The 19,631-nt window shown below is 71.8% G+C and carries 19 protein-coding genes; 17 read left to right on the forward strand and 2 right to left on the reverse strand.

What is annotated here, in order from left to right; translation table 11 throughout:
- Window positions 1-65: 65 nt before the first annotated feature.
- The 14 genes from cutA (at window position 66) to FPZ22_RS05460 (ending at window position 15,424) form a co-directional block, all read left to right on the forward strand.
- On the forward strand, window positions 66-395 hold the full coding sequence (gene cutA / locus FPZ22_RS05395; RefSeq protein WP_144891115.1) for a divalent-cation tolerance protein CutA: 330 nt from the start codon (window positions 66-68) through the stop codon (window positions 393-395).
- On the forward strand, window positions 392-2,752 hold the full coding sequence (locus tag FPZ22_RS05400; protein WP_144891117.1) for a protein-disulfide reductase DsbD family protein: 2,361 nt from the start codon (window positions 392-394) through the stop codon (window positions 2,750-2,752). Before cutA ends, FPZ22_RS05400 begins: the two co-directional genes overlap by 4 nt.
- Entirely contained in the window at window positions 2,752-3,351 is a 600-nt protein-coding gene (locus tag FPZ22_RS05405) for a TlpA family protein disulfide reductase (RefSeq protein WP_144891119.1), read from the forward strand. The genes FPZ22_RS05400 and FPZ22_RS05405 overlap by 1 nt, the downstream gene beginning before the upstream one ends.
- Before the next feature lie 113 nt (window positions 3,352-3,464).
- Window positions 3,465-3,911: a type II 3-dehydroquinate dehydratase gene (gene aroQ / locus FPZ22_RS05410; RefSeq protein ID WP_144891121.1), complete on the forward strand. Its 447-nt coding sequence runs from the start codon at window positions 3,465-3,467 to the stop codon at window positions 3,909-3,911.
- 52 nt (window positions 3,912-3,963) lie between these two features.
- On the forward strand, window positions 3,964-4,443 hold the full coding sequence (accB, locus tag FPZ22_RS05415) for an acetyl-CoA carboxylase biotin carboxyl carrier protein (RefSeq protein WP_144891123.1): 480 nt from the start codon (window positions 3,964-3,966) through the stop codon (window positions 4,441-4,443).
- A 10-nt stretch (window positions 4,444-4,453) separates the two neighbouring features.
- The gene (accC, locus tag FPZ22_RS05420) at window positions 4,454-5,821 is read left to right on the forward strand and encodes an acetyl-CoA carboxylase biotin carboxylase subunit (RefSeq protein ID WP_144891125.1); all 1,368 of its coding nucleotides are present in this window, start codon (window positions 4,454-4,456) and stop codon (window positions 5,819-5,821) included.
- 13 nt (window positions 5,822-5,834) lie between these two features.
- Window positions 5,835-6,752, forward strand: coding sequence for a 50S ribosomal protein L11 methyltransferase (gene prmA, locus FPZ22_RS05425; protein ID WP_144891127.1), 918 nt, complete (start codon window positions 5,835-5,837; stop codon window positions 6,750-6,752).
- 39 nt (window positions 6,753-6,791) lie between these two features.
- Window positions 6,792-7,700, forward strand: coding sequence for a DUF3426 domain-containing protein (locus FPZ22_RS05430; RefSeq protein ID WP_144891129.1), 909 nt, complete (start codon window positions 6,792-6,794; stop codon window positions 7,698-7,700).
- Between the two features lie 88 nt (window positions 7,701-7,788).
- Window positions 7,789-8,061: a DNA-binding transcriptional regulator Fis gene (gene fis / locus FPZ22_RS05435; RefSeq protein ID WP_144891131.1), complete on the forward strand. Its 273-nt coding sequence runs from the start codon at window positions 7,789-7,791 to the stop codon at window positions 8,059-8,061.
- Between the two features lie 71 nt (window positions 8,062-8,132).
- Window positions 8,133-9,719: a bifunctional phosphoribosylaminoimidazolecarboxamide formyltransferase/IMP cyclohydrolase gene (gene purH, locus FPZ22_RS05440; protein WP_144891133.1), complete on the forward strand. Its 1,587-nt coding sequence runs from the start codon at window positions 8,133-8,135 to the stop codon at window positions 9,717-9,719.
- Between the two features lie 151 nt (window positions 9,720-9,870).
- Window positions 9,871-11,157: a phosphoribosylamine--glycine ligase gene (gene purD / locus FPZ22_RS05445; protein ID WP_144891135.1), complete on the forward strand. Its 1,287-nt coding sequence runs from the start codon at window positions 9,871-9,873 to the stop codon at window positions 11,155-11,157.
- 82 nt (window positions 11,158-11,239) lie between these two features.
- Window positions 11,240-12,232 carry an LLM class flavin-dependent oxidoreductase gene (locus tag FPZ22_RS05450; protein ID WP_144891137.1) on the forward strand — a complete coding sequence of 331 codons (993 nt, stop codon included), beginning with the start codon at window positions 11,240-11,242 and terminating at the stop codon, window positions 12,230-12,232.
- Between the two features lie 300 nt (window positions 12,233-12,532).
- A complete protein-coding gene (locus FPZ22_RS05455; RefSeq protein WP_144890969.1) occupies window positions 12,533-13,462 on the forward strand; it encodes an IS110 family RNA-guided transposase in 930 nt (309 codons plus the stop codon).
- Window positions 13,463-13,513: 51 nt separating this feature from the next.
- The gene (locus FPZ22_RS05460; RefSeq protein ID WP_144891138.1) at window positions 13,514-15,424 is read left to right on the forward strand and encodes an MFS transporter; all 1,911 of its coding nucleotides are present in this window, start codon (window positions 13,514-13,516) and stop codon (window positions 15,422-15,424) included.
- 15 nt (window positions 15,425-15,439) lie between these two features.
- Here FPZ22_RS05460 and FPZ22_RS05465 read toward each other — a convergent pair whose 3' ends face one another.
- Window positions 15,440-16,351: a MerR family transcriptional regulator gene (locus FPZ22_RS05465; RefSeq protein ID WP_210412707.1), complete on the reverse strand. Its 912-nt coding sequence runs from the start codon at window positions 16,349-16,351 to the stop codon at window positions 15,440-15,442.
- Window positions 16,352-16,417: 66 nt separating this feature from the next.
- Here FPZ22_RS05465 and FPZ22_RS05470 point away from each other — a divergent pair, with 66 nt between their 5' ends.
- Genes FPZ22_RS05470 through FPZ22_RS05480 form a run of 3 tightly spaced genes read left to right on the forward strand, consistent with a single transcriptional unit; the run spans window position 16,418 to window position 18,647 of the window.
- Window positions 16,418-16,969 carry a fasciclin domain-containing protein gene (locus FPZ22_RS05470; RefSeq protein ID WP_144891142.1) on the forward strand — a complete coding sequence of 184 codons (552 nt, stop codon included), beginning with the start codon at window positions 16,418-16,420 and terminating at the stop codon, window positions 16,967-16,969.
- A 17-nt stretch (window positions 16,970-16,986) separates the two neighbouring features.
- Window positions 16,987-17,193 carry a DUF378 domain-containing protein gene (locus tag FPZ22_RS05475; protein WP_144891144.1) on the forward strand — a complete coding sequence of 69 codons (207 nt, stop codon included), beginning with the start codon at window positions 16,987-16,989 and terminating at the stop codon, window positions 17,191-17,193.
- Complete coding sequence (locus FPZ22_RS05480) at window positions 17,190-18,647, forward strand: cryptochrome/photolyase family protein (RefSeq protein WP_144891146.1); 1,458 nt, start codon at window positions 17,190-17,192, stop codon at window positions 18,645-18,647. The genes FPZ22_RS05475 and FPZ22_RS05480 overlap by 4 nt, the downstream gene beginning before the upstream one ends.
- 3 nt (window positions 18,648-18,650) lie before the next feature.
- Here the strand turns inward: FPZ22_RS05480 and FPZ22_RS05485 are convergent, their stop codons facing one another.
- On the reverse strand, window positions 18,651-19,631 hold the full coding sequence (locus tag FPZ22_RS05485) for a hypothetical protein (RefSeq protein ID WP_144891148.1): 981 nt from the start codon (window positions 19,629-19,631) through the stop codon (window positions 18,651-18,653).

The raw sequence follows: 19,631 nt of genomic DNA on the forward strand, positions 1-19,631 counted from the left end.
ACACCGGCACCCGGGCGTCGGCGGTCCGCTACCCTATCGGACGTCCGACCCATCTCTTCGCGCCCATGACCGTTCTTCTGTGCCACTGCACCTGTCCCGACGTCCGGAGCGCCGACGCGATCGCGAGCGCCCTGGTCGAGGAGCGCCTGGCCGCCTGCGCGAGCGTGCAGCCGGGGATGGCCTCGGTGTACCGCTGGCAGGGCCGCATCGAGCGCGCGGAAGAGGTCCTGCTGCTGGTCAAGACCACGCGCGACCGCCTGGCGGCACTGACGGCGCGCATCCAGGCCCTGCATCCCTACGATCTGCCCGAGATCATGGCCTTCGAGACCGTCGGCGGCTCCGCTCCCTGGCTCGACTGGGTCGAGGCGGAAACGCGCGCGGAGCCCGTGGCATGAGCGTCCTGCGCAGCCTCGCAGATCGGGCATGGACCGCGATGCTCCTGCTGTCGGTGCTGCTGGCGCCGTCGGCGCACGCGGCCGGCCCCGAGGACCTGCTCCCCGTCGACGAGGCCTTCGCGCTGCGCGTGGAAGCCACGGCGCCCGACCGCATCGAGCTGGAATGGACGATCGCGGAGGGCTACTACCTCTATCGCCACCGCATGGGCGCGGAGCCGGTCGACGACGGCTTCCGCGCCGCGGCGGACGGACTGCAGCTGCCGGCCGGCAAGCGCCATGTGGACGAATTCTTCGGCGAGGTCGAGACCTACCGCCAGCGCGTGCTCGCCGTGCTCCCCGGCGAGGCCGTCGCCGCACGCACGCAGCTGAAGGTCCGCTACCAGGGCTGCGCGGACATCGGCATCTGCTATCCGCCGCAGACGCGCACGGTGACGGTGGCGCTGCCGCCGGCCCCGGCCGCCGCCGTGCCGGCGCGGCCGGACGCCGGCTTCGCCGCGCTCGGCCAGGCCCTGGGCGCGGGCGCTCCACGCGCGGGCTCCGGGCTCCCGGCGCTGGCCGGCCGCGCCGGCGCGCTGCCGCTGCCCGAGGACCAGGCCTTCACCTTCGAGGCCATCGTCGCCGACGGCGACACCGTGCTGATGCGCTTCACCCCGGCGCCCGGCTACTACGTCTACCGCGACCGCAGCAGCTTCCGCCTCGAAGCCGACGGCATCGAGGCCGGCGCACCGCGCTGGCCCGGCGGCGTCCAGCACAACGACGGCTACTTCGGCGACGTGGTCGTGTACTTCGACCAGGTGGACGTGCCGCTGCCGCTGCGCCGCAGCCACGGCGAGCCGCGCGACGCGGTGCTCACGGCGACCTTCCAGGGCTGCCAGGACGAGGGCATCTGCTATCCGCCGATGACCCGCAGCGTGCGCCTGTCGCTGCCGGCAAGTGCGCGCGCGGGCTCCGCCCCGGGCGCGCCGGCGGACGCGGACGCTGCCGGAGCCGCGGAGGCACTGGCGACCGCTGCGGGGGTGCTGGATGCGTCCCCGCCGCCGGCTGCGGATCCCGTCCCGGCCACCTCCGCCCCGGCCGCTTCCAGGGCCGGAGGCGATGCCACCGTCGACAACGCTGCGCGCAGCACGCCGCCCGCGTCCGCGCCCGGGCGCGGCGGCCTCGCGCTGGCCCTGCTGCTGGCGCTGGCTGGCGGCGTACTGCTCAACATCATGCCCTGCGTGCTGCCGATCCTGTCGCTGAAGGTCCTGGGCCTGGCCCAGGGCGGCGCCAGCCGCGCGCACGCCCGCAGCCACGCGATCTGGTACACCGCGGGCGTGCTGGTGGCGTTCGCCGCCATCGGTCTGCTGGTGCTGGGGCTGCGCGCCGCGGGCCAGGCCATGGGCTGGGGCTTCCAGCTGCAGCAGCCGGGCTTCGTGGCCGCGCTGGTGCTGCTGCTGGCCGCGGTCGGGCTGAGTCTGTCCGGCGTGTTCAGCATCGGCGGCAGCGCCAACCTCGGCCGCGGCCTGGCCGCGCGCACCGGGCCGGTGGGCGACTTCTTCACCGGCGTGCTGGCCTGCGTGGTCGCCAGCCCCTGCATCGCGCCGTTCATGGGGGGCGCCCTGGCCTACGCCTTCACCGCGCCTGCGGCGGTGGCGCTGCTGGTGTTCCTGGCGCTGGGCCTCGGCCTGGCGCTGCCGTTCCTGCTGGTCGGCTTCATACCGGCGCTGGCCGGACGCCTGCCGAAGCCGGGCCCGTGGATGGTGACGTTCAAGCAGGTACTGGCCTTTCCCATGTACCTCACGGCGATCTGGCTGGCCTGGGTGCTGGGCCGCCAGCGCGGCGTCGACGCCATGGCCCTGGTCGCCATCGGCGTCACGCTGATGGCGCTGGCACTGTGGTGGCTGGAGCACGCGCGCATGCGGGGCGGCTGGGTCCGCAGGCTGCCGGCGATCGCGCTGCTGCTGGTGGCGCTGTCCCCGGCCTGGCTGGTCACGGGCCTGCCCGCCCCGACGACGATGGCAGCCGCCGCTGAAGGCGAAAGCGTGCCCTACTCCGCTGCCCGCCTGCGCGAGCTGCGCGACGCAGGCACGCCCGTCTTCATCAACATGACCGCCGACTGGTGCGTGACCTGCAAGGCCAACGAGCGCGTCCTGTCCAGCCCGGCTTTCATCAGCGCGCTGGAGGGCACCGGCGCGGTCTACATGGTGGGCGACTGGACCAACGTGGACCCGGAGATCAGCGCCTTCCTCGAGGCCCATCGCGCAGTGGGAGTGCCGCTGTACGTGGTCTACCCGCGCGGCGGCGGCGAGGGCGAGGTGCTGCCGGCGGTCCTCGACCGCGACACGGCGATCGCGGCCCTGGAACGGGCGGCGCGCTGATGCGCACGCGCACGATCCTGCTGGCGGCGCTGGCCGCAGGAGTGCTGGGCGTGGCGGCCGGACTGGCGGTCAACGGTCCCGGGCCGCTGCTGCGCACCGAACTGGGCCAGCGCGCCGTGCAGGGGGCGATGGACGCGGTCGCACCACCGGCCCCGGAAGGCCTTGCCATCGCGAAGCGCGGAGGCCCCGTTCCCTCCATCACCCTGCCCGATCTCGCCGGCGCACCGCGGACCCTCCCGGACGACTTCCCAGGCCGCCCCCTGCTGGTGAATTTCTGGGCCAGCTGGTGTCCGCCCTGCATCGAGGAAATGCCCGAACTCGATCGCTTCGCCGCCGGACAGGGCGACACGGGTGTGCGTGTGGTCGGCATCGCGCTCGACGACCAGGCCGCGGTCGAGGACTTCCTGGCGCGCATCCCGGTGCGCTATCCGATCCTCATCGACGCCGCCGGCCCCCGCGACAGCGGCGTCCAGCTTGGCAACCAGCGCGGCGTGCTGCCCTATACCGTCCTGGTCTCCGCCGACGGCCGGCTGCTGAAGCAGCGCATCGGCCCCTTCGTGCACGGCGAACTGGACGGCTGGGCGGGCAAGGGCGAATGATTCAAACAAGCGCTTAAAGCGTGGCTTATTCGCAAAACTTCGGCGATCTGGACACGATCCGTCGCTTGCCCCAGACTGGCCGCCGTTTTTCGCAAAGGCGGTCAAGCGCCACGATGGACAGGCTCCTCGTCCTCCACGGCCCCAACCTCAACCTGCTCGGCAGCCGCGAGCCGGAGATCTACGGCCGCGACACCCTGGCCGCGATCGACGCCGGCCTGCGCGCGCGCGCCGAGGCCGCCGGCATGGCGTTCGAGAGCCTGCAGTCCAACGCCGAGCACGTCCTGGTCGACCGCGTCCAGGCCGCCGCCCGCGACGGCACCGCCTTCATCCTGCTCAACCCGGCCGCCTTCACGCACACCTCGGTGGCCCTGCGCGACGCGCTCGCCGCGGTCGCCATTCCCTTCATCGAGGTGCACCTGTCCAACCCGCACGCCCGCGAACCCTTCCGCCGCCAGAGCTTCTTCAGCGACCTGGCGATCGGCGTGATCGCGGGCTTCGGCGCCGCCAGCTATTCCCTTGCCCTGGACGCCGCCCTGGCCCGCCTGGCGCCGGCGTCCTGAACCCTGATCTCCACCGCCGGCGCACACGCCCGGCTCGACCCGAGAGGCCCGCATGGACCTGAGAAAAATCAAGAAACTGATCGATCTGCTCGAGGATTCCAACCTCGCCGAGATCGAGATCAAGGAGGGCGAGGAGTCGGTGCGCCTGGCCCGCACGCCGCGCACCGGCCATGCCGCACCGCAGCCGCATCACGCGGCTGCCGAGCCGCACCATGGCCCGGTGATGCCGATGCAGTCGCCGGTCCAGGCCGCCACCGGCGGTCGTCCCGCCGAGCCCACCGGCCCGACCCTGCCCGACGGCCACGTGGTGCGCTCGCCGATGGTCGGCACCTTCTACGCCTCGCCGGCGCCGGACAAGCCGCCGTTCGTGACCGTGGGCCAGACCGTGGCCGCGGGCGACACCCTGGGCATCATCGAGGCGATGAAGATGTTCAATCCGATCGAGGCCGACGTCGCCGGCACCGTGCTCGCGATCGTCGGCGAGAACGGCCAGCCGGTCGAATTCGACCAGCCGCTGTTCGTGATCGGCTGAGGCGGCGACCATGCTGGACAAGGTCGTCATCGCCAACCGCGGCGAGATCGCGCTGCGCATCCTGCGCGCCTGCCACGCACTGGGCATCCGCACGGTCGCCGTGCATTCCACGGTCGACCGCAACCTCAAGCACGTCGCCATGGCCGACGAGTCGGTCTGCATCGGCCCGGCACCGTCGCCGCAGAGCTACCTCGACATGGCCAGCATCATCGCCGCCGCCGAGGTCACCGATGCCCAGGCCATCCATCCCGGCTACGGCTTCCTGGCCGAGAACGCCGACTTCGCCGAGCGCGTGGAGCAGTCGGGCTTCGTCTTCATCGGCCCCCGGGCCGACACCATCCGCCTGATGGGCGACAAGGTCGAGGCGATCAAAGCGATGAAGGCCGCGGGCGTGCCCTGCGTGCCCGGCAGCGGCGGACCGCTGGGCGACGACGCCGCGGAAAACGTGCGCATCGCGCGCGAGATCGGCTATCCGGTGATCGTGAAGGCCGCCGGCGGTGGCGGCGGTCGCGGCATGCGCGTGGTCCAGACCGAGGCCGCGCTGCCCGGCGCCATCGCGACCACCAAGCAGGAGGCCAAGGCGGCCTTCGGCAACGACATGGTCTACATGGAGAAGTTCCTGGAGAACCCGCGCCACGTGGAGATCCAGGTGCTGGCCGACGGCCAGGGCCACGCGATCCACCTCGGCGAGCGCGACTGCTCGATGCAGCGCCGGCACCAGAAGGTGGTCGAGGAAGCGCCCGCGCCCGGCATCACCCAGCAGATGCGCGAGGAGATCGGCCAGGTCTGCGTCGAGGCCTGCCTGCGCATCGGCTACCGCGGCGCCGGCACCTTCGAGTTCCTGTTCGAGGACGGCCGCTTCTACTTCATCGAGATGAACACCCGCATCCAGGTCGAGCACCCGGTCACCGAGATGGTCACCGGCATCGACCTGATCCGCGAACAGCTGATGATCGCCGCCGGCCGGCCGCTGTCGATCCGCCAGGAGGACGTGGTGCTGCGCGGCCACGCCATCGAGTGCCGGATCAACGCCGAGGACCCGGACACATTCCTGCCCTCGCCCGGGCTGATCCAGCACTTCCACGCCCCGGGCGGGCCCGGCGTGCGCGTGGACAGCCACGTCTACGAGGGCTACCGCGTGCCGGCCAACTACGACTCGATGATCGGCAAGCTGATCGTGCACGGCGCGGACCGCGAGCAGGCGATCTGCCGGATGCGGGTGGCGCTCTCGGAGATGGTGATCGACGGCATCCGGACCAACATCCCGCTGCAGCAGCGCATCCTCGCCGACCGCGGCTTCGAGGAGGGCGGACGCAACATCCACTATCTGGAGAAGCGCCTGTCCGAGCGCAAGGAGAAGTCGCTCTCGATCCGCTGACGGGCGACCCGCGATGCCATACCTCGAACTCACGCTGCGCTGCCAGGAGTCGGAGCTGCCACGCTACGAGCACGCCCTGGACGATGTCGGGGCGCTGGCGGTGGTCATGCTCGACGCGGACGCCGACACCGGCAACGAACGCGCGATCCTCGAGCCGGGCGTCGGCGAGACGCCCCTGTGGGCGGAGGTCGCGCTGAGCGCCCTGTTCGAACCCGACGCCGACCCCCTGCTGCTGCTCGCCGCGCTGGAGAGCTTCGATCCCGGACTGGACTGGACGCGGGTGTCGTTCGGTACCGTCGAGGACCAGGACTGGGAACGGGCCTGGATGGACCAGTACGTGCCGCTGCGCTTCGGCCAGCGGACCTGGGTCGTGCCATGGAACCAGGAACTGCCGGACGAGGCCGGCAGCGACGCCGCCGTGGTGCGACTGGATCCCGGCCTCGCATTCGGCTCCGGCACCCACCCCACCACCGCACTGTGCCTGCGGTGGCTGGACGGACTCGCCGCCGAGGGCGTGCTCACCGGCGCGCACGTGCTCGATTTCGGCTGCGGCAGCGGCATCCTCGCGCTCGCCGCGCTCAAGCTCGGCGCCGCCCACGCCACCGGCATCGACAACGATCCCCAGGCGCTGCTGGCCACCGCCGACAACGCCGCGCGCAACGACGTCGACGACCGTCTCTCGGTCCACGCGCCGGACGATGCGCCGAAGGGCTCCTGGCCCGTGGTGGTGGCCAACATCCTCGCCTCGGCGCTGGACGAGCTGGCCGACACCATCGCCGCGCGGGTCGCGCCGGGCGGCCGGCTGGCGCTGTCGGGCATCCTCGACGGCCAGCAGGCACCGCTGCTCGCGCGCTACGGCGCCTGGTTCGACGACCTGCAGGTGACCGTGGACGGAGACTGGGTCCGCATCGACGGCGTCCGCCGCGGCTGAGGCTGCGGGGCGCGCGCGGCGCATGCTTGAATAGCACGCATGTTCGTCAACTGCCCGTCCTGCCACGCTCTCGTCGCCACCGACCCGGCGACCGACGAGCCGCCGGAGCGCTGCCCGCGCTGCGCCGCGCCGCTGCGCGGGGTGGCCGCGCCTCCGTACCCGACCGCGGACGCGCGCTCCGGAATGGCGGCGGCGGTCGCCGAGTTCGTGGGCGGCGGGTCCGGGCCCGAAGCGGGCGATCCGGCCACCGATCGCGCCGCGCAGCCGGCCATCCCGATCGCCAACCTGCTGCAGCAGGAGTCGTCGGGGCCGGCGGAAGCGGAACCCGACCCCGCGCCTGCGGAGGCCGCGGAAGAACCGGTACCCGAGCCCGGACCCCAGGCGGACCTGGCGCCCGAAGGTCCGCCCGGCCCGCTCCGCGCGGGCCGCTCCGAGCCCAGCTTCGCGCGCCGCCGTCGCGCGGGCGGGGACGCCGCGCCCGCGGGACGCCGCTGGCCCATGGCCGCGGCCATCGCCGGACTGGCCCTCCTGCTCGGCCTCCAGTGGCTGCTCGCCGAACGCGCGCACCTGGCGGCGGACGCCGGCTGGCGGCCGCTGGTCGAGCGCGCCTGCGCGGTGCTGCGCTGCAGCCTGCCGCCCTGGCGCGAACCGTCGGCGTTCGCGCTCCTCGAGCGCGACGTGCGCCCGCACCCCGAAGCGGAGGGCGCACTGCGCATCACCGCCAGCTTCCGCAACGATGCCGCCTGGGCGCAGCCCTGGCCGCAGCTGGTGCTGACGCTGTCCGACATCGACGGCCGTCCGCTGGGCGCACGCGCGTTCGCCGCCGCGGAGTACCTCGGCGGCGAGCCGCCCTCGGAACTCATCGGCAGCGGCCAGGGCGCGGTGATCCGCATGGACGTGCTCGAACCCGGACCGGGCGCGGTCGGCTTCGCCTTCGATTTCCGCTGAGCCGGGGCAATGGCAGCGATCCGGCGGGCGCGCTAGACTCGATCTCCGCCGCGCGCCGTTTTCGCGCGAACACGGCCCCGGGGTCCGATTGAACGCTGCCGACACCAACGAGCCGCAGTCCCGCGGCACGCCGCGTGCGCCGCTGCGCGAGCACGTGGCGACGGCCGTGCGCCGCTACATCCGCGACCTCGACGGCTGCGATGCCGAGAACCTGTACGGCATCGCCCTGCGCGAGCTCGAGATCCCGCTGTTCGTGGAAGTGCTCAACCACTGCGAGGGCAACCAGAGCCGCGCCGCGACCATGCTCGGCATCCACCGCGCCACGCTGCGCCGCAAGCTGCGCGACTACGGCATCACCTGAGCACGGAGCATCCGGCGGGCCGGACGGCCGGCGGCCGTATAATCGCCGTTTCCCCGCTGCCCCCACGTGCAATGACCGTCGATCGCCTGCCCCTGCGCCGGGCCCTGCTGTCCGTATCCGACAAGACCGGGCTGGTTGAACTCGCCAAGGCCCTCGCGGCGCGCGGCGTCGAACTGCTCTCCACCGGCGGCACCGCCCGCGCCCTGCGCGAGGCCGGCCTGCCCGTGCGCGACGTGTCGGAGGTCACCGGCTTCCCGGAAATGATGGACGGCCGGGTCAAGACCCTGCACCCGCTGGTGCACGGCGGCCTGCTCGGCCGCGCCGGCGTGGACGAGGCGGTGATGGCCGAGCACGGCATCGGTGCCATCGACCTGCTGGTGCTGAACCTCTACCCGTTCGAATCGGTCACCGCGCGCGCGGACTGCACGCTGGCCGAAGCCGTGGAGAACATCGACATCGGTGGCCCGGCCATGCTGCGCTCGGCGGCCAAGAACTTCGCCCGCGTGGCGGTGGCCACCGATCCGGCGCAGTACGCCGGGATCATCGATGAGCTGGCCGCGCACGGCGGCGCGCTGTCGGCCACGACGCGCTTCGCGCTCTCGGTGGCCGCGTTCAACCGCGTGGCCCAGTACGACGCCGCGATCTCGAACTACCTGTCCGCGGTCACCGGCACGGCGGACGACGTGCCGCAGCGCGCGCTGTTCCCGGCCCAGGCCAACGGCAGCTTCGTCAAGGTCATGGACCTGCGCTACGGCGAGAACCCGCACCAGCAGGCCGCGTTCTATCGCGACCTGCATCCGGCGCCGGGCTCCCTGGCCACCTTCGAGCAGCTGCAGGGCAAGGAGCTCAGCTACAACAACATCGCCGACAGCGACGCGGCCTGGGAGTGCGTGCGCCAGTTCGAGGCCCCGGCCTGCGTGATCGTCAAGCACGCCAACCCCTGCGGCGTGGCGGTGGGTGCGGACTGCGGCGAGGCCTACGGACGGGCCTACGCGACCGATCCGACGTCGGCCTTCGGCGGCATCATCGCCTTCAACCGTCCGCTGGACGCCACCACCGCGAAGGCCATCCTCGACCGCCAGTTCGTCGAGGTGCTGCTCGCGCCCAACTATGACGAAGGCGCACTGGACTACGCGCGGAAGAAGGCCAACGTGCGCGTGCTGCGCATTCCGTCGGCGCCGCCCTCGGCCGGCTTCATCGACGTCAAGCGCGTGGGCTCCGGGCTGCTGATGCAGACCGCCGACGACCGCGTCGTGACCCGCGACGGACTGCGCGTGGTGACGCGGCTGGCGCCCACCGAAGCCCAGTTCGCCGACCTGCTGTTCGCATGGAAGGTGGCGAAATTCGTGAAGTCGAACGCCATCGTGTATGCGAAGGACAACGCCACCGTCGGCGTCGGCGCCGGACAGATGAGCCGCGTGTATTCGGCGCGCATCGCCGGCATCAAGGCCGCCGACGCCGGACTCGAGGTCCCGGGCTCGGTGATGGCGTCGGATGCGTTCTTCCCGTTCCGCGACGGCCTCGACGCCGCGGCCGAAGCCGGCATCCGCGCGGTGATCCAGCCGGGCGGTTCGATGCGCGACGCGGAGGTGATCGCGGCGGCGGACGAGCACGGCATCGCGATGGTGTTCACCGGTGTCCGACACTTCAGGCATTGATGTCCGGCTGCGCCGGGCATCAATCCCAAAGTTCGCTGCGCGAACTTCGGGCCCCGCCCTGCGCTGCCACACCCCCATTCGCGCCTTCGGCGCGAATCGCCCCCTGACTCAGGGGGCTATGCTCCCATCCAACTGACGGCAAGGTCGAAGCATGAAGGTTCTGGTCATTGGTTCGGGTGGGCGCGAGCACGCGCTGGCCTGGAAGCTGGCGCAGTCGCCGCGCGTGGACGAGGTGCTGGTCGCGCCCGGCAATGCCGGCACGGCGGTCGAGGCCAAGTGCCGCAACGTGGCGGTCAAGGCCACCGACATCGAGGGGCTGCTGGCGCTGGCCCGTGACGGCGGCATCGCGTTCACCGTGGTCGGCCCCGAGGCGCCGCTGGTGGCGGGCCTCGTCGATCGCTTCCGCGCCGCCGGGCTGCGGGTCTTCGGCGCGACCGCCGCGGCCGCGCGGCTGGAAGGCAGCAAGTCGTTCGCCAAGGAGTTCCTCGCCCGCCACGGCATCCCGACCGCGCACTACGCCGTGTTCACGGAGCTCGAGCCGGCGCTTGCCCATGTACGCGCACAGGGGGCGCCGATCGTGGTCAAGGCCGACGGCCTGGCCGCGGGCAAGGGCGTGGTGGTGGCGACGACCCTGGCCGAGGCCGAGGCCGCGCTGGAGGACATGCTGTCCGGCGAGGCCTTCGGCGAAGCCGGCGCGCGGGTGGTGATCGAGGAGTTCCTCGACGGCGAGGAGGCCAGCTTCATCGCCATGGTCGACGGCCGCTTCGCGCTGCCCATGGCGACCAGCCAGGACCACAAGCGCGTGGGCGACGGCGACACGGGCCCCAACACCGGCGGCATGGGCGCGTACTCGCCGGCGCCGGTGGTCACGCCCGAGGTGCATGCGCGGATCCTGCGCGAGGTCATCGAGCCGACCGTGGCCGGGATGGCCGCGGACGGCGCGCCCTTCACCGGCTTCCTTTACGCCGGCCTGATGATCGGCGCCGACGGCGCGCCGAAGGTGATCGAGTTCAACGTGCGCTTCGGCGACCCGGAAACGCAGCCGGTGATGATGCGCCTGCGCTCGGACTTCGCCGCGCTGGTCGAGGCCGGCATCGACGGCGCCCTCGAAGGCATCGAGGCCGACTGGGACCCGCGCCCGGCGCTGGGCGTGGTGATGGCCGCGGAAGGCTACCCGGCGTCGCCGCGCATCGGCGATGCGATCAACAGCATCGACGCCCCGGACCTGCCGGACACCAAGGTCTTCCATGCCGGCACGCGCCTCGAGGGCGAACACGCCGTCACCGCCGGCGGCCGCGTCCTGTGCGTCTGCGCGCTGGGCGACAGCGTGGCCGACGCACAGCAGCGCGCCTATGCCGCGGTGTCGGGCATTTCCTGGCCGGGCGAGTTCCATCGCCACGACATCGGCTGGCGGGCAGTGGAGCGCGAGCGGGGCTGAGCAGCTCCCAGATGTGCTCTTCCGTGATGCTACGCGAGCGCATCCAGTAGGCTCGTGCCTTCCCCCGTGACGGAGTCCCACAATGCCCCGCCTCTCGATCCTCGAACTCGGCCGCGTGCGCGAAGGCGGCGACATCCGCACCGCGCTCGACGAGGCCCGCGAGCTGGCTCGCCAGGCCGAAGACTGGGGCTACGAGCGCTTCTGGATCGCCGAACACCACAACATGCCGTCGGTCAGCACCGCGGCCACCTCGCTGGTGATCGCGCACGTGGCGGCGGGCAGCACGAGGATCCGCGTCGGCGCGGGCGGCATCATGCTGCCCAACCACGCGCCCTACGTGATCGCCGAGCAGTTCGGCACGCTGGCCACGCTGTTTCCGGGCCGCATCGACCTCGGCCTGGGCCGCGCGCCCGGCACTGACCAGGTGACCGTGCGCGCCCTTCGCCGCGACCCCGCCAGCGGCGACCGCTTCCCGCAGGACGTCCTCGAACTGCAGGCCTGGCTGGGCCCGACGCGCCCCGGCCAGCGCGTGGAGGCCGTGCCGGGGGCCGGCACGGACGTGCCGCTGTGGATCCTCGGCTCCAGCCTGTTCGGAGCGCAGCTGGCCGCCGAGCTGGGCCTGCCCTACGGCTTCGCCTCGCACTTCGCGCCGCAGATGCTGGACCAGGCGCTGGCGATCTACCGCAGCCGCTTCCAGCCTTCGGCGCAGCTCGACCGGCCATACGCGCTGGTGGGGGTCAACGTGATCGCCGCGCCGACGGACGAGGAAGCGAAGTTCCTCGCGACCTCGCAACAGATGTCCTTCGCCGGCATCTTCCGCGGCGCGCGCGAACTCACGAAACCGCCCGTGGACGACATCGAGCGGTACTGGACGCCGCAGGAGAAGGCCCAGGCCTCGCAGATGCTGGCGCACAGCATCTACGGCAGCCCCGACACGGTGCGCGAAGGGTTGCGCGCGCTGATCGATCGCACGCAGGCCGACGAGCTGATGATCGTGTCCGACATGTACGACTTCGGCCACCGCCTGCGCTCGTTCCGGATGATCTCCGACATCGCCGCCGGCCTTCCTGCCTGAAGCCCGCGCCCCCTCCCCTGCAGGAGCAGCCAGGTCGCAGCTGTAGCTGCTCCCACAGAGTCGCCGCACCGCGGCTGGTCGCAGCTGCAGCTGCTTGTGTCTTCGCTTTGGCCTAGCGTGCAGGTGAGAGCGGAGTGCGGGACGCCGACAAGCTGGGGTGCCCTGAAGCACGTGTAGGAGCCAGGGCGCCCGCACTCCACGCTCTTGCCAGAGCCCGAACAGTTGAACGAGTCAGCAGCTCGCACTGCACAAGCATGGGCCGGCAAGAGTGCTCTCCCGTCCAGTCTAGGAGAGAAGCAGATGTCTGTGTTCGTGGGGATCGACGTGGCCAAGGCCACGCTGGCGGTGGCGCTGCGGCCCAACGGAGAGGTGTTCGAGGTGGCCAACAGCTCGGCCGGGCACCGGTCGCTGGCGCAGCGGCTGCGGAAGCTGCCGGTGGAACGGGTGCTGCTGGAGGCGACCGGCGGCTACGAGCGGGCGGTGATGGCTGCCCTGCAGGATGAATGGCCGGTGGTGCGCGTGCCACCGCACCGGGCGCGCTCGTTTGCCACTGCGATGGGCCGGACCGCCAAGACCGACCCGATCGACGCGGCCATGCTGGCCCATATGGCGGAGGTGACCGAAATGCCGCCGGCCGCTGCGGAAACGCCGCAACAGCAGCGGCTGCAGGCGTTGGTGCAACGCCGTGCGCAGGTGGTGCAGCAACGCGACGACGATCGGCGTCGGCTGCAGCAGGTACAGGGCCAGCCGCTGGTGGTGGCCAGCCTGAAGCGCCTGCTGCGCGCGCAGCAGGCGGAGATCGCGCTGCTGGACAAGGCCATCACCCAAGCCGTGGCTGACGCCGACAGCGAGCGTTCCGCCCAACTGCGGGCCGTACCCGGGATCGGCCCGGTGACCGCCGCCACCCTGATCGCCTTCCTGCCCGAGCTGGGGCAGATCGAACGCCGGCAGATCGCCGCCCTGGTCGGCGTTGCTCCCTACAACGCCGACAGCGGCGGCAAGCGCGGCTTGCGGCGCATCCAGGGCGGCCGTGCCGGAATCCGGCGCGTGCTGTACATGGCCACATGGAGCGCCATCCGCGCCCAGCCCGCCCTGAAGCGACGCTATGAGGCTCTAAGGAGCCGCGGCAAATGCGCCAAGGTGGCCCTGGTTGCCTGCATGCGCGCCTTCCTCGGGCAGATCAACGCCATGCTCAGGGATGGCAAACCCTGGCAGCCAGCCTCGGTCTGAAAAAAGACAGTTGCTCCTACAGAATGGCAGGGTCGATCGGGAGGGGAACGCATGGCGTACAACCAGTTCGAGCTGCTGCGCCAGCGGCGCTTCCTGCCCTATTTCGCCGTGCAGGCGCTGGGCGCCTTCAACGACAATGTCTACCGGCAGGCCATCATCGGCCTGCTGTTCCATCTGGGCGTGGACAGCGACCAGCGCACGCTCTACACCAACCTCGCGCCGGCGCTCTTCATCCTGCCCTACTTCCTGTTCTCCTCCATCGCCGGCCAGTTCGCCGAGAAGCTGGAGAAGCAGCGGCTGATCGTGATCACCACCACCATGGAGATCGGGATCATGACGCTGGCCGGCATCGGCTTCCTGCTCGGCCACATGCCGCTGCTGCTGGTGGCCCTGTTCGCGACCGGCATGCAGTCGACGCTGTTCGGGCCGGTGAAGTACTCGATCCTGCCGGCGGTGCTGAAGCCGGAGGAGCTCACCGGCGGCAACGGCCTTGTGGAGATGGGCACCTCGCTGTCGATCCTCGCCGGGATGATCTACGGCGGGCTGGTGTTCCAGGTCGCGGGTGCGTGGGGACCGGAAGCCGCGGCGGCGTCGGTAGTGACGCTTGCGGTCATCGGCAACCTGGTGGCGCGCCTGATCCCGCGTGTGGACGCCGGCAAGCCCGACCTCGCGATCGAATGGAACCCGATCCCCGGCACGATCCGCACCTGGCGGCTCACACGGCGCACGCCGGCGGTGCGCAACGCCATCCTCGGCGTGTCCTGGTTCTGGTTCGTGGGCACGGTGCTGACCGCGCAGCTGCCCAACTACGCCGAGCTGCACCTGGGCGCGGCGGAGCGTTCGACCAGCCTGTACATCTTCGGCCTGGCCTTGTTCTCGGTCGGCGTCGGCACCGGCTCGCTGCTGTGCGAAAAGCTGTCCGCGCGCACGGTCGAGATCGGCCTGGTGCCGCTGGGCGCGCTGGGCATCAGCGCCTTCATGCTCGACCTGTACGTCGCGCGCAGCGGCCTGGCGCCGCAGGCCGGGCTCGACATCGCCGGCTTCCTCGCCGCCGAGAACGGCTGGCGCATCGCCATCGACCTGTGCGGCATCGGCTTCGCCTGCGGGCTCTTCATCGTGCCGCTGTTCGCACTGATCCAGAGTCGCACACCGAAGGACGAGATGGCGCGGGTGTTCGCCGGCCTGAACATCCAGAACTCGGCCTTCATCGTCGCCGCGGCGGTGACCGGGCTGGCGGTGCAGCAGGCGCTGGGCTGGAGCATCCCGCAGGTGTTCCTGGCGCTGGCGATCGCCAACCTGCTGGTCACCGGCTGGATCTTCACCATCGTCCCCGAGTTCGCGATGCGCTTCGTCAGCTGGCTGCTGGTGCGCACGCTGTACCGGCTGGAGCTGCACGGCATCGAGCGCCACGTGCCCGATGAGGGCCCGGCGCTGCTGGTCTGCAACCACGTCAGCTATATGGACGCACTGATCCTGGCCGCCAGCGTGCCGCGCCCGATCCGCTTCGTCATGTACTACCGAATCTTCCAGATCCCGGTAATGCGCTGGATCTTCCGTGCCGCCGGCGCGATTCCGATCGCGAGCCCGAAGGAGGACGCGGCGATGATGCGGCGCGCGTTCGACAGCATCGACGAGGCGCTGGCCCGCGGCGAGCTGGTGCTGATCTTCCCCGAAGGCCGGCTGACGCCGGATGGCGACATCCAGCCGTTCAAGTCCGGCGTCGAACGCATCCTCGAACGGCGTCCGGTGCCGGTGGTGCCGATGGCCCTGCGCAACATGTGGAGCAGCATGTGGAGCCGCCGCAGCACTGCGGCCGCAAGCGGACGCCTGGGCCGCATGCGGGTGCCGCGCCGCTTCCGCGCGCCCGTGTCGGTGATGGCCGAAGCACCGGTTCCCGGGGCCGATGCCGACGCGCAGATGCTCGAGGCCCGCGTCCGCTCGCTCCGCGGCGACCATCCGTAGCGACGCTGTCGCGGATCAGGAGACCCGGCGCGCCAGCAATCCCAGGGTCGCCGGATCGATCACCGCGCACACGCGCGGCAGCGCCAGCTCTTCGGCCAGATAGCGCGCATTCGCGCCGCCGAGCCAGACCGTGACGCCCGGCTCGAGGGCGGCATCGAGCCTCTGCAACTCCTCCAGCGCCACCCGCGCCTGGCCGGGATCCATCGAGCTCACTGCGACGCCCATCGCATGCAGCCGGGTGGCCACCCGTGCCAGTTCCTCCGCGGGCAGCTCCGTGCCCAGGTACAGGACCGGCACGCCGGCATCGCATGCGTGCAGCGCCGCGCCGATCAGGCCGAGCTCGTGCCGCTCGCCAGGCAGGGTCGCGAACAGCACGCGCGGCTGCCGCTCCCGGGGATGCTGGTCGAGCACCGACAGCAGGCGCGCACGCAGCAGGCTGCTGACCAGCCGCTCCTGCGCGATCGCCAGGCGTCCGTCGGCCCAGCGCACGCCGACCTCGCGCAGGAGTGGGCCGACCACGCGCGCGATCAACACCGCGAGCGGCAGGGTCGCGATCGCCACCGACAGTTCGCGATCGAACGCGTCCACGCGATAGTCGGCGATCGCATGCAGCATCCGGTCGGGCAGCCCGTCGACATCGCCATAGCCGGCGTGCCGGCCTTCCTGCAGCAGCCGCTCAAGCGCCGCATCGTCCAGCGCGGCCAGCTGCCCGATCGCGTGGCCACGGTCGATCAGCCGGTGCAACCGGGCCAGGCGCTCCACCATCGCCGCGTCGTACACGCGGCGACCCCTGGCATCCCGATGCGGGACCACGACGCCGTGGCGCCGCTCCCAGGCGCGCAGGGTCGCGGGCGTCAGTCCAGTGAGCTCGGCGGCAGCCTTGACCGGGTACATGCCGTGCAATGTACAAGATATGTACAACATCATGTTGTACAGATTCCTAACAGGCGTCCCTTGAAACTGCATGTCCGGAACACACCACGGAGACTGCAGATGAACACCCACGCATTTCATTCCCCCCGCCGTATCGCGCCCACCCTGGTCGCCGCCCTCGCTCTCGCCCTGGCCGCACCGGTGGCCCTCGCGGCCCCGCAAACATCCGGCGGGGCCGGTGCCTCCCAGGCACGGGCCAGCGCCGACATCGTCGAGACCGCCCTGGCCGCGGGCCAGTTCAAGACGCTTGCCGCCGCCCTCGGTGCGGCCGGCCTGGTCGACACGCTCAAGGGCAGCGGTCCCTTCACGGTCTTCGCGCCGACCGACGCCGCCTTCGCCGCCCTGCCGGCCGGTACCGTGGACGAACTGCTCAAGCCGGAGAACAGGGACCGGCTGGTCGCCATCCTCACCTACCACGTCGTGGCCGGCAGACTTCCTGCGGCGCGCGTCGCCACCATGGACCAGGCGGCGACGGTCAACGGCGAAAGCATCGACATCCGCGCCAGCGGCGACGGGGTCACCGTGGACGGCGCCCGCGTGGTGAAGGCCGACGTGGCCGCCAGCAACGGCGTGATCCACGTGATCGACGCCGTGCTGATGCCCTCCAACTGACCCGCGGGAAAACAACCATGAAGATCCTCGACATCGTCACCCTGCTGCTCGTGATCGTGGGCGGCATCAACTGGGGGCTGGTGGGCGCCGCCCAGTTCGACCTGGTCGCCACGCTGTTCGGCGGCCAGGACGCTGCCTTGGCGCGGCTGGTCTACGTCCTGGTCGCACTGTCCGCCCTGTACCAGATCCTGCCCCTGCTGCGGACCGCAAGCCGCCCCGGATGAGCGCGGTCGCGCTGGTCTGGTTCCGCGACGACCTGCGGCTGCGGGACCATGCGGCGCTGCAGGCGGCCCTGAAGGCCGGACTGGCACCGCTGCCGGTCTACATCCATGCCCCCCACGAGGAGGGGACATGGGTGCCCGGCGCCGCGTCCAACGCCTGGCGCCATCGCGCCCTGCATGCACTCGACGCGGACCTGCGCGCGCGCGGCAGCCGCCTGCACGTGTTCGCCGGCGACAGCGGCGACGTGCTGCAGTCGGCGGCGGCGTCGACCGCCGCCTCCGCCGTGTTCTGGAACCGGCGCCACGAACCCGCCGTCGACCAGCGCGACATCGCCCTCCGACGGCGGCTGCGCGCCCTGGGTTTGCGCGCCGACGCCTGGAGCAGCGGCCTGCTGTTCGAGCCCTGGCAGCTGGAGACCCGCGGCGGGGATCCGTTCCGCGTGTTCACGCCGTTCTGGAACGCGGCCCGGCGCCAGTGGAATCCGATGCCGCCATCACCTGCCCCCCAACGGTTGCCACCGTTCGAGGCGCTGCCCGGCGAAACCGGCATCGATGCGCTGGGCCTGCGGCCGGCCCCGGGCTGGGACGCCTCCTTTTGGCGGCACTGGACGCCCGGCGAGGCCGGCGCCGACCGGGCACTGGACTCCTTCATCGAGGAAGGGCTGCACGACTACAGCGCCGGACGCGACCTTCCAGCCCGCAGCCTCACCTCGCGGCTGTCGCCCCACCTGCACTTCGGCGAGATCACCGCCACGCGGATCGTCGCGCGGCTGGCCGACGCCGGCTCCGTCGAGGAGCGCCGCGCCTATGTCCGGGAGCTCGTCTGGCGGGAGTTCGGCCGGCACGTGCTGCATCATTTCCCCCATACGAGCGAAGCCGACTTCAACCCGCGCTTCAACGATTTCCCCTGGGCGCCGCCTGACCCGCGGCTGCTGCGCGCGTGGCAGCGGGGCCGCACCGGCATCCCGCTCGTGGACGCCGGCATGCGCGAACTCCGGGCGACCGGCTGGATGCACAACCGCGTACGCATGGTCGCGGCCAGCTTCCTCACCAAGCACCTGCGCATGCACTGGCTGCACGGTGCACGCTGGTTCTGGGACACGCTGGTCGACGCCGATCTTGGCAACAACACGCTCGGCTGGCAGTGGGTGGCCGGCACCGGCGTGGACGCGGCGCCCTATTTCCGCGTGTTCAACCCGGTGCTGCAGGCGCAGCGGTTCGATCCGCAGGGCGACTACATCGCGCGCTGGATACCGGAACTGCGTGGCCTGCCGCCACGCGCAAGGCATGCGCCATGGCTGGCGGGTGCCGCGGCGCGCGGGCACATCGGCGACTATCCGGCAGAACCGGTCGTCGACCTCGCGAAGGGGCGGGCCGCGGCCCTGGCCGCGTTCGAGCACGTAAGCGCGGGACGCAGCCGAGCAGCGCTGCCACCGCCGCAGCCGCCCGATCCGTGACGTTCAGTTCACCCAGCCGGCCACCACGAACAGGGCCAGCACGGCCAGCCAGACCAGCAGCACGCGCCAGACGAGCGACATCGCGTCCCGCATGACCTGGCCCAGCGGTGCATCCAGGATGCCGGCCATCGGCTCCGCCCCGGGCGGCACGCCAGGATCGCCGGTCCCGGTCCCGTCCAGCCCGGCGTCGACAGCCTCCACGGTCGCGGACGCGGCGGCTGCGAGATCGCCCGCCTCCTCGTCCAGCTCCCAGCGCACGCTGACGCGCCCCACCGCGGCAAGCATGCCGGTGCCCGCGCGCAGGGCCGAGCCACCGGCCGCCTTCCACGCCGACACCACCACGTCGAAGTTGCCTACCAGCGCCAACGACAGCGCCATCAGCTGGGCCACCGGCCAGTCCAGTACCGCCAGCAGCCTGCGTGCGCCGTCCACGGAATCCGCGGGCAGGTACAGCGCCGGCTCGTCCTCGGCGGCGATCGCCACGAGCCGGTACAGCAGGGCGCCGACGGCGCCGAGCAGCACGAACCAGAACAGCACCCCGAACCAGCGCCGCAGCGCGGCCACGAAGACGCGGCCGACCTCGTCGCGGGCCTCGCCCGCCCCGGCAGCGGCAGCGGGACGCAGCCGCGCCAATGCCTCGCGGCGCTCGGCCGCATCCGCAGCCCCGACCACGGCGTCGACATCGAGGTCCAGATCGCGTGGCCCCCAGGCGTAGAACACCACCGCCACGCCGAACAGCAGCGCCGGCAGTCCGAAGGCGAACCCGTCGAGCAGCCATTGCACGAAGCCGACAACGATGAGCACCGGCACCAGCGCCAGCAGCAGGCCCCAGCGGCTGCGCCAGAAGCCGTCGGCAGTGAAGTGCCGGTCCAGCCGGGCCAGCAGGGCCCGGTACCAGCCGAAGTCACGCACGGCGGCGGCGAACGCAGGCGCCAGATGCCCGAGGGCCAGCGCGACCACCACAGCGAACAGGGTCGAGAACAT

The organism is Luteimonas granuli, from assembly GCF_007795095.1.
In the GTDB taxonomy this organism is placed as follows: Bacteria; Pseudomonadota; Gammaproteobacteria; order Xanthomonadales; family Xanthomonadaceae; genus Luteimonas; species Luteimonas granuli.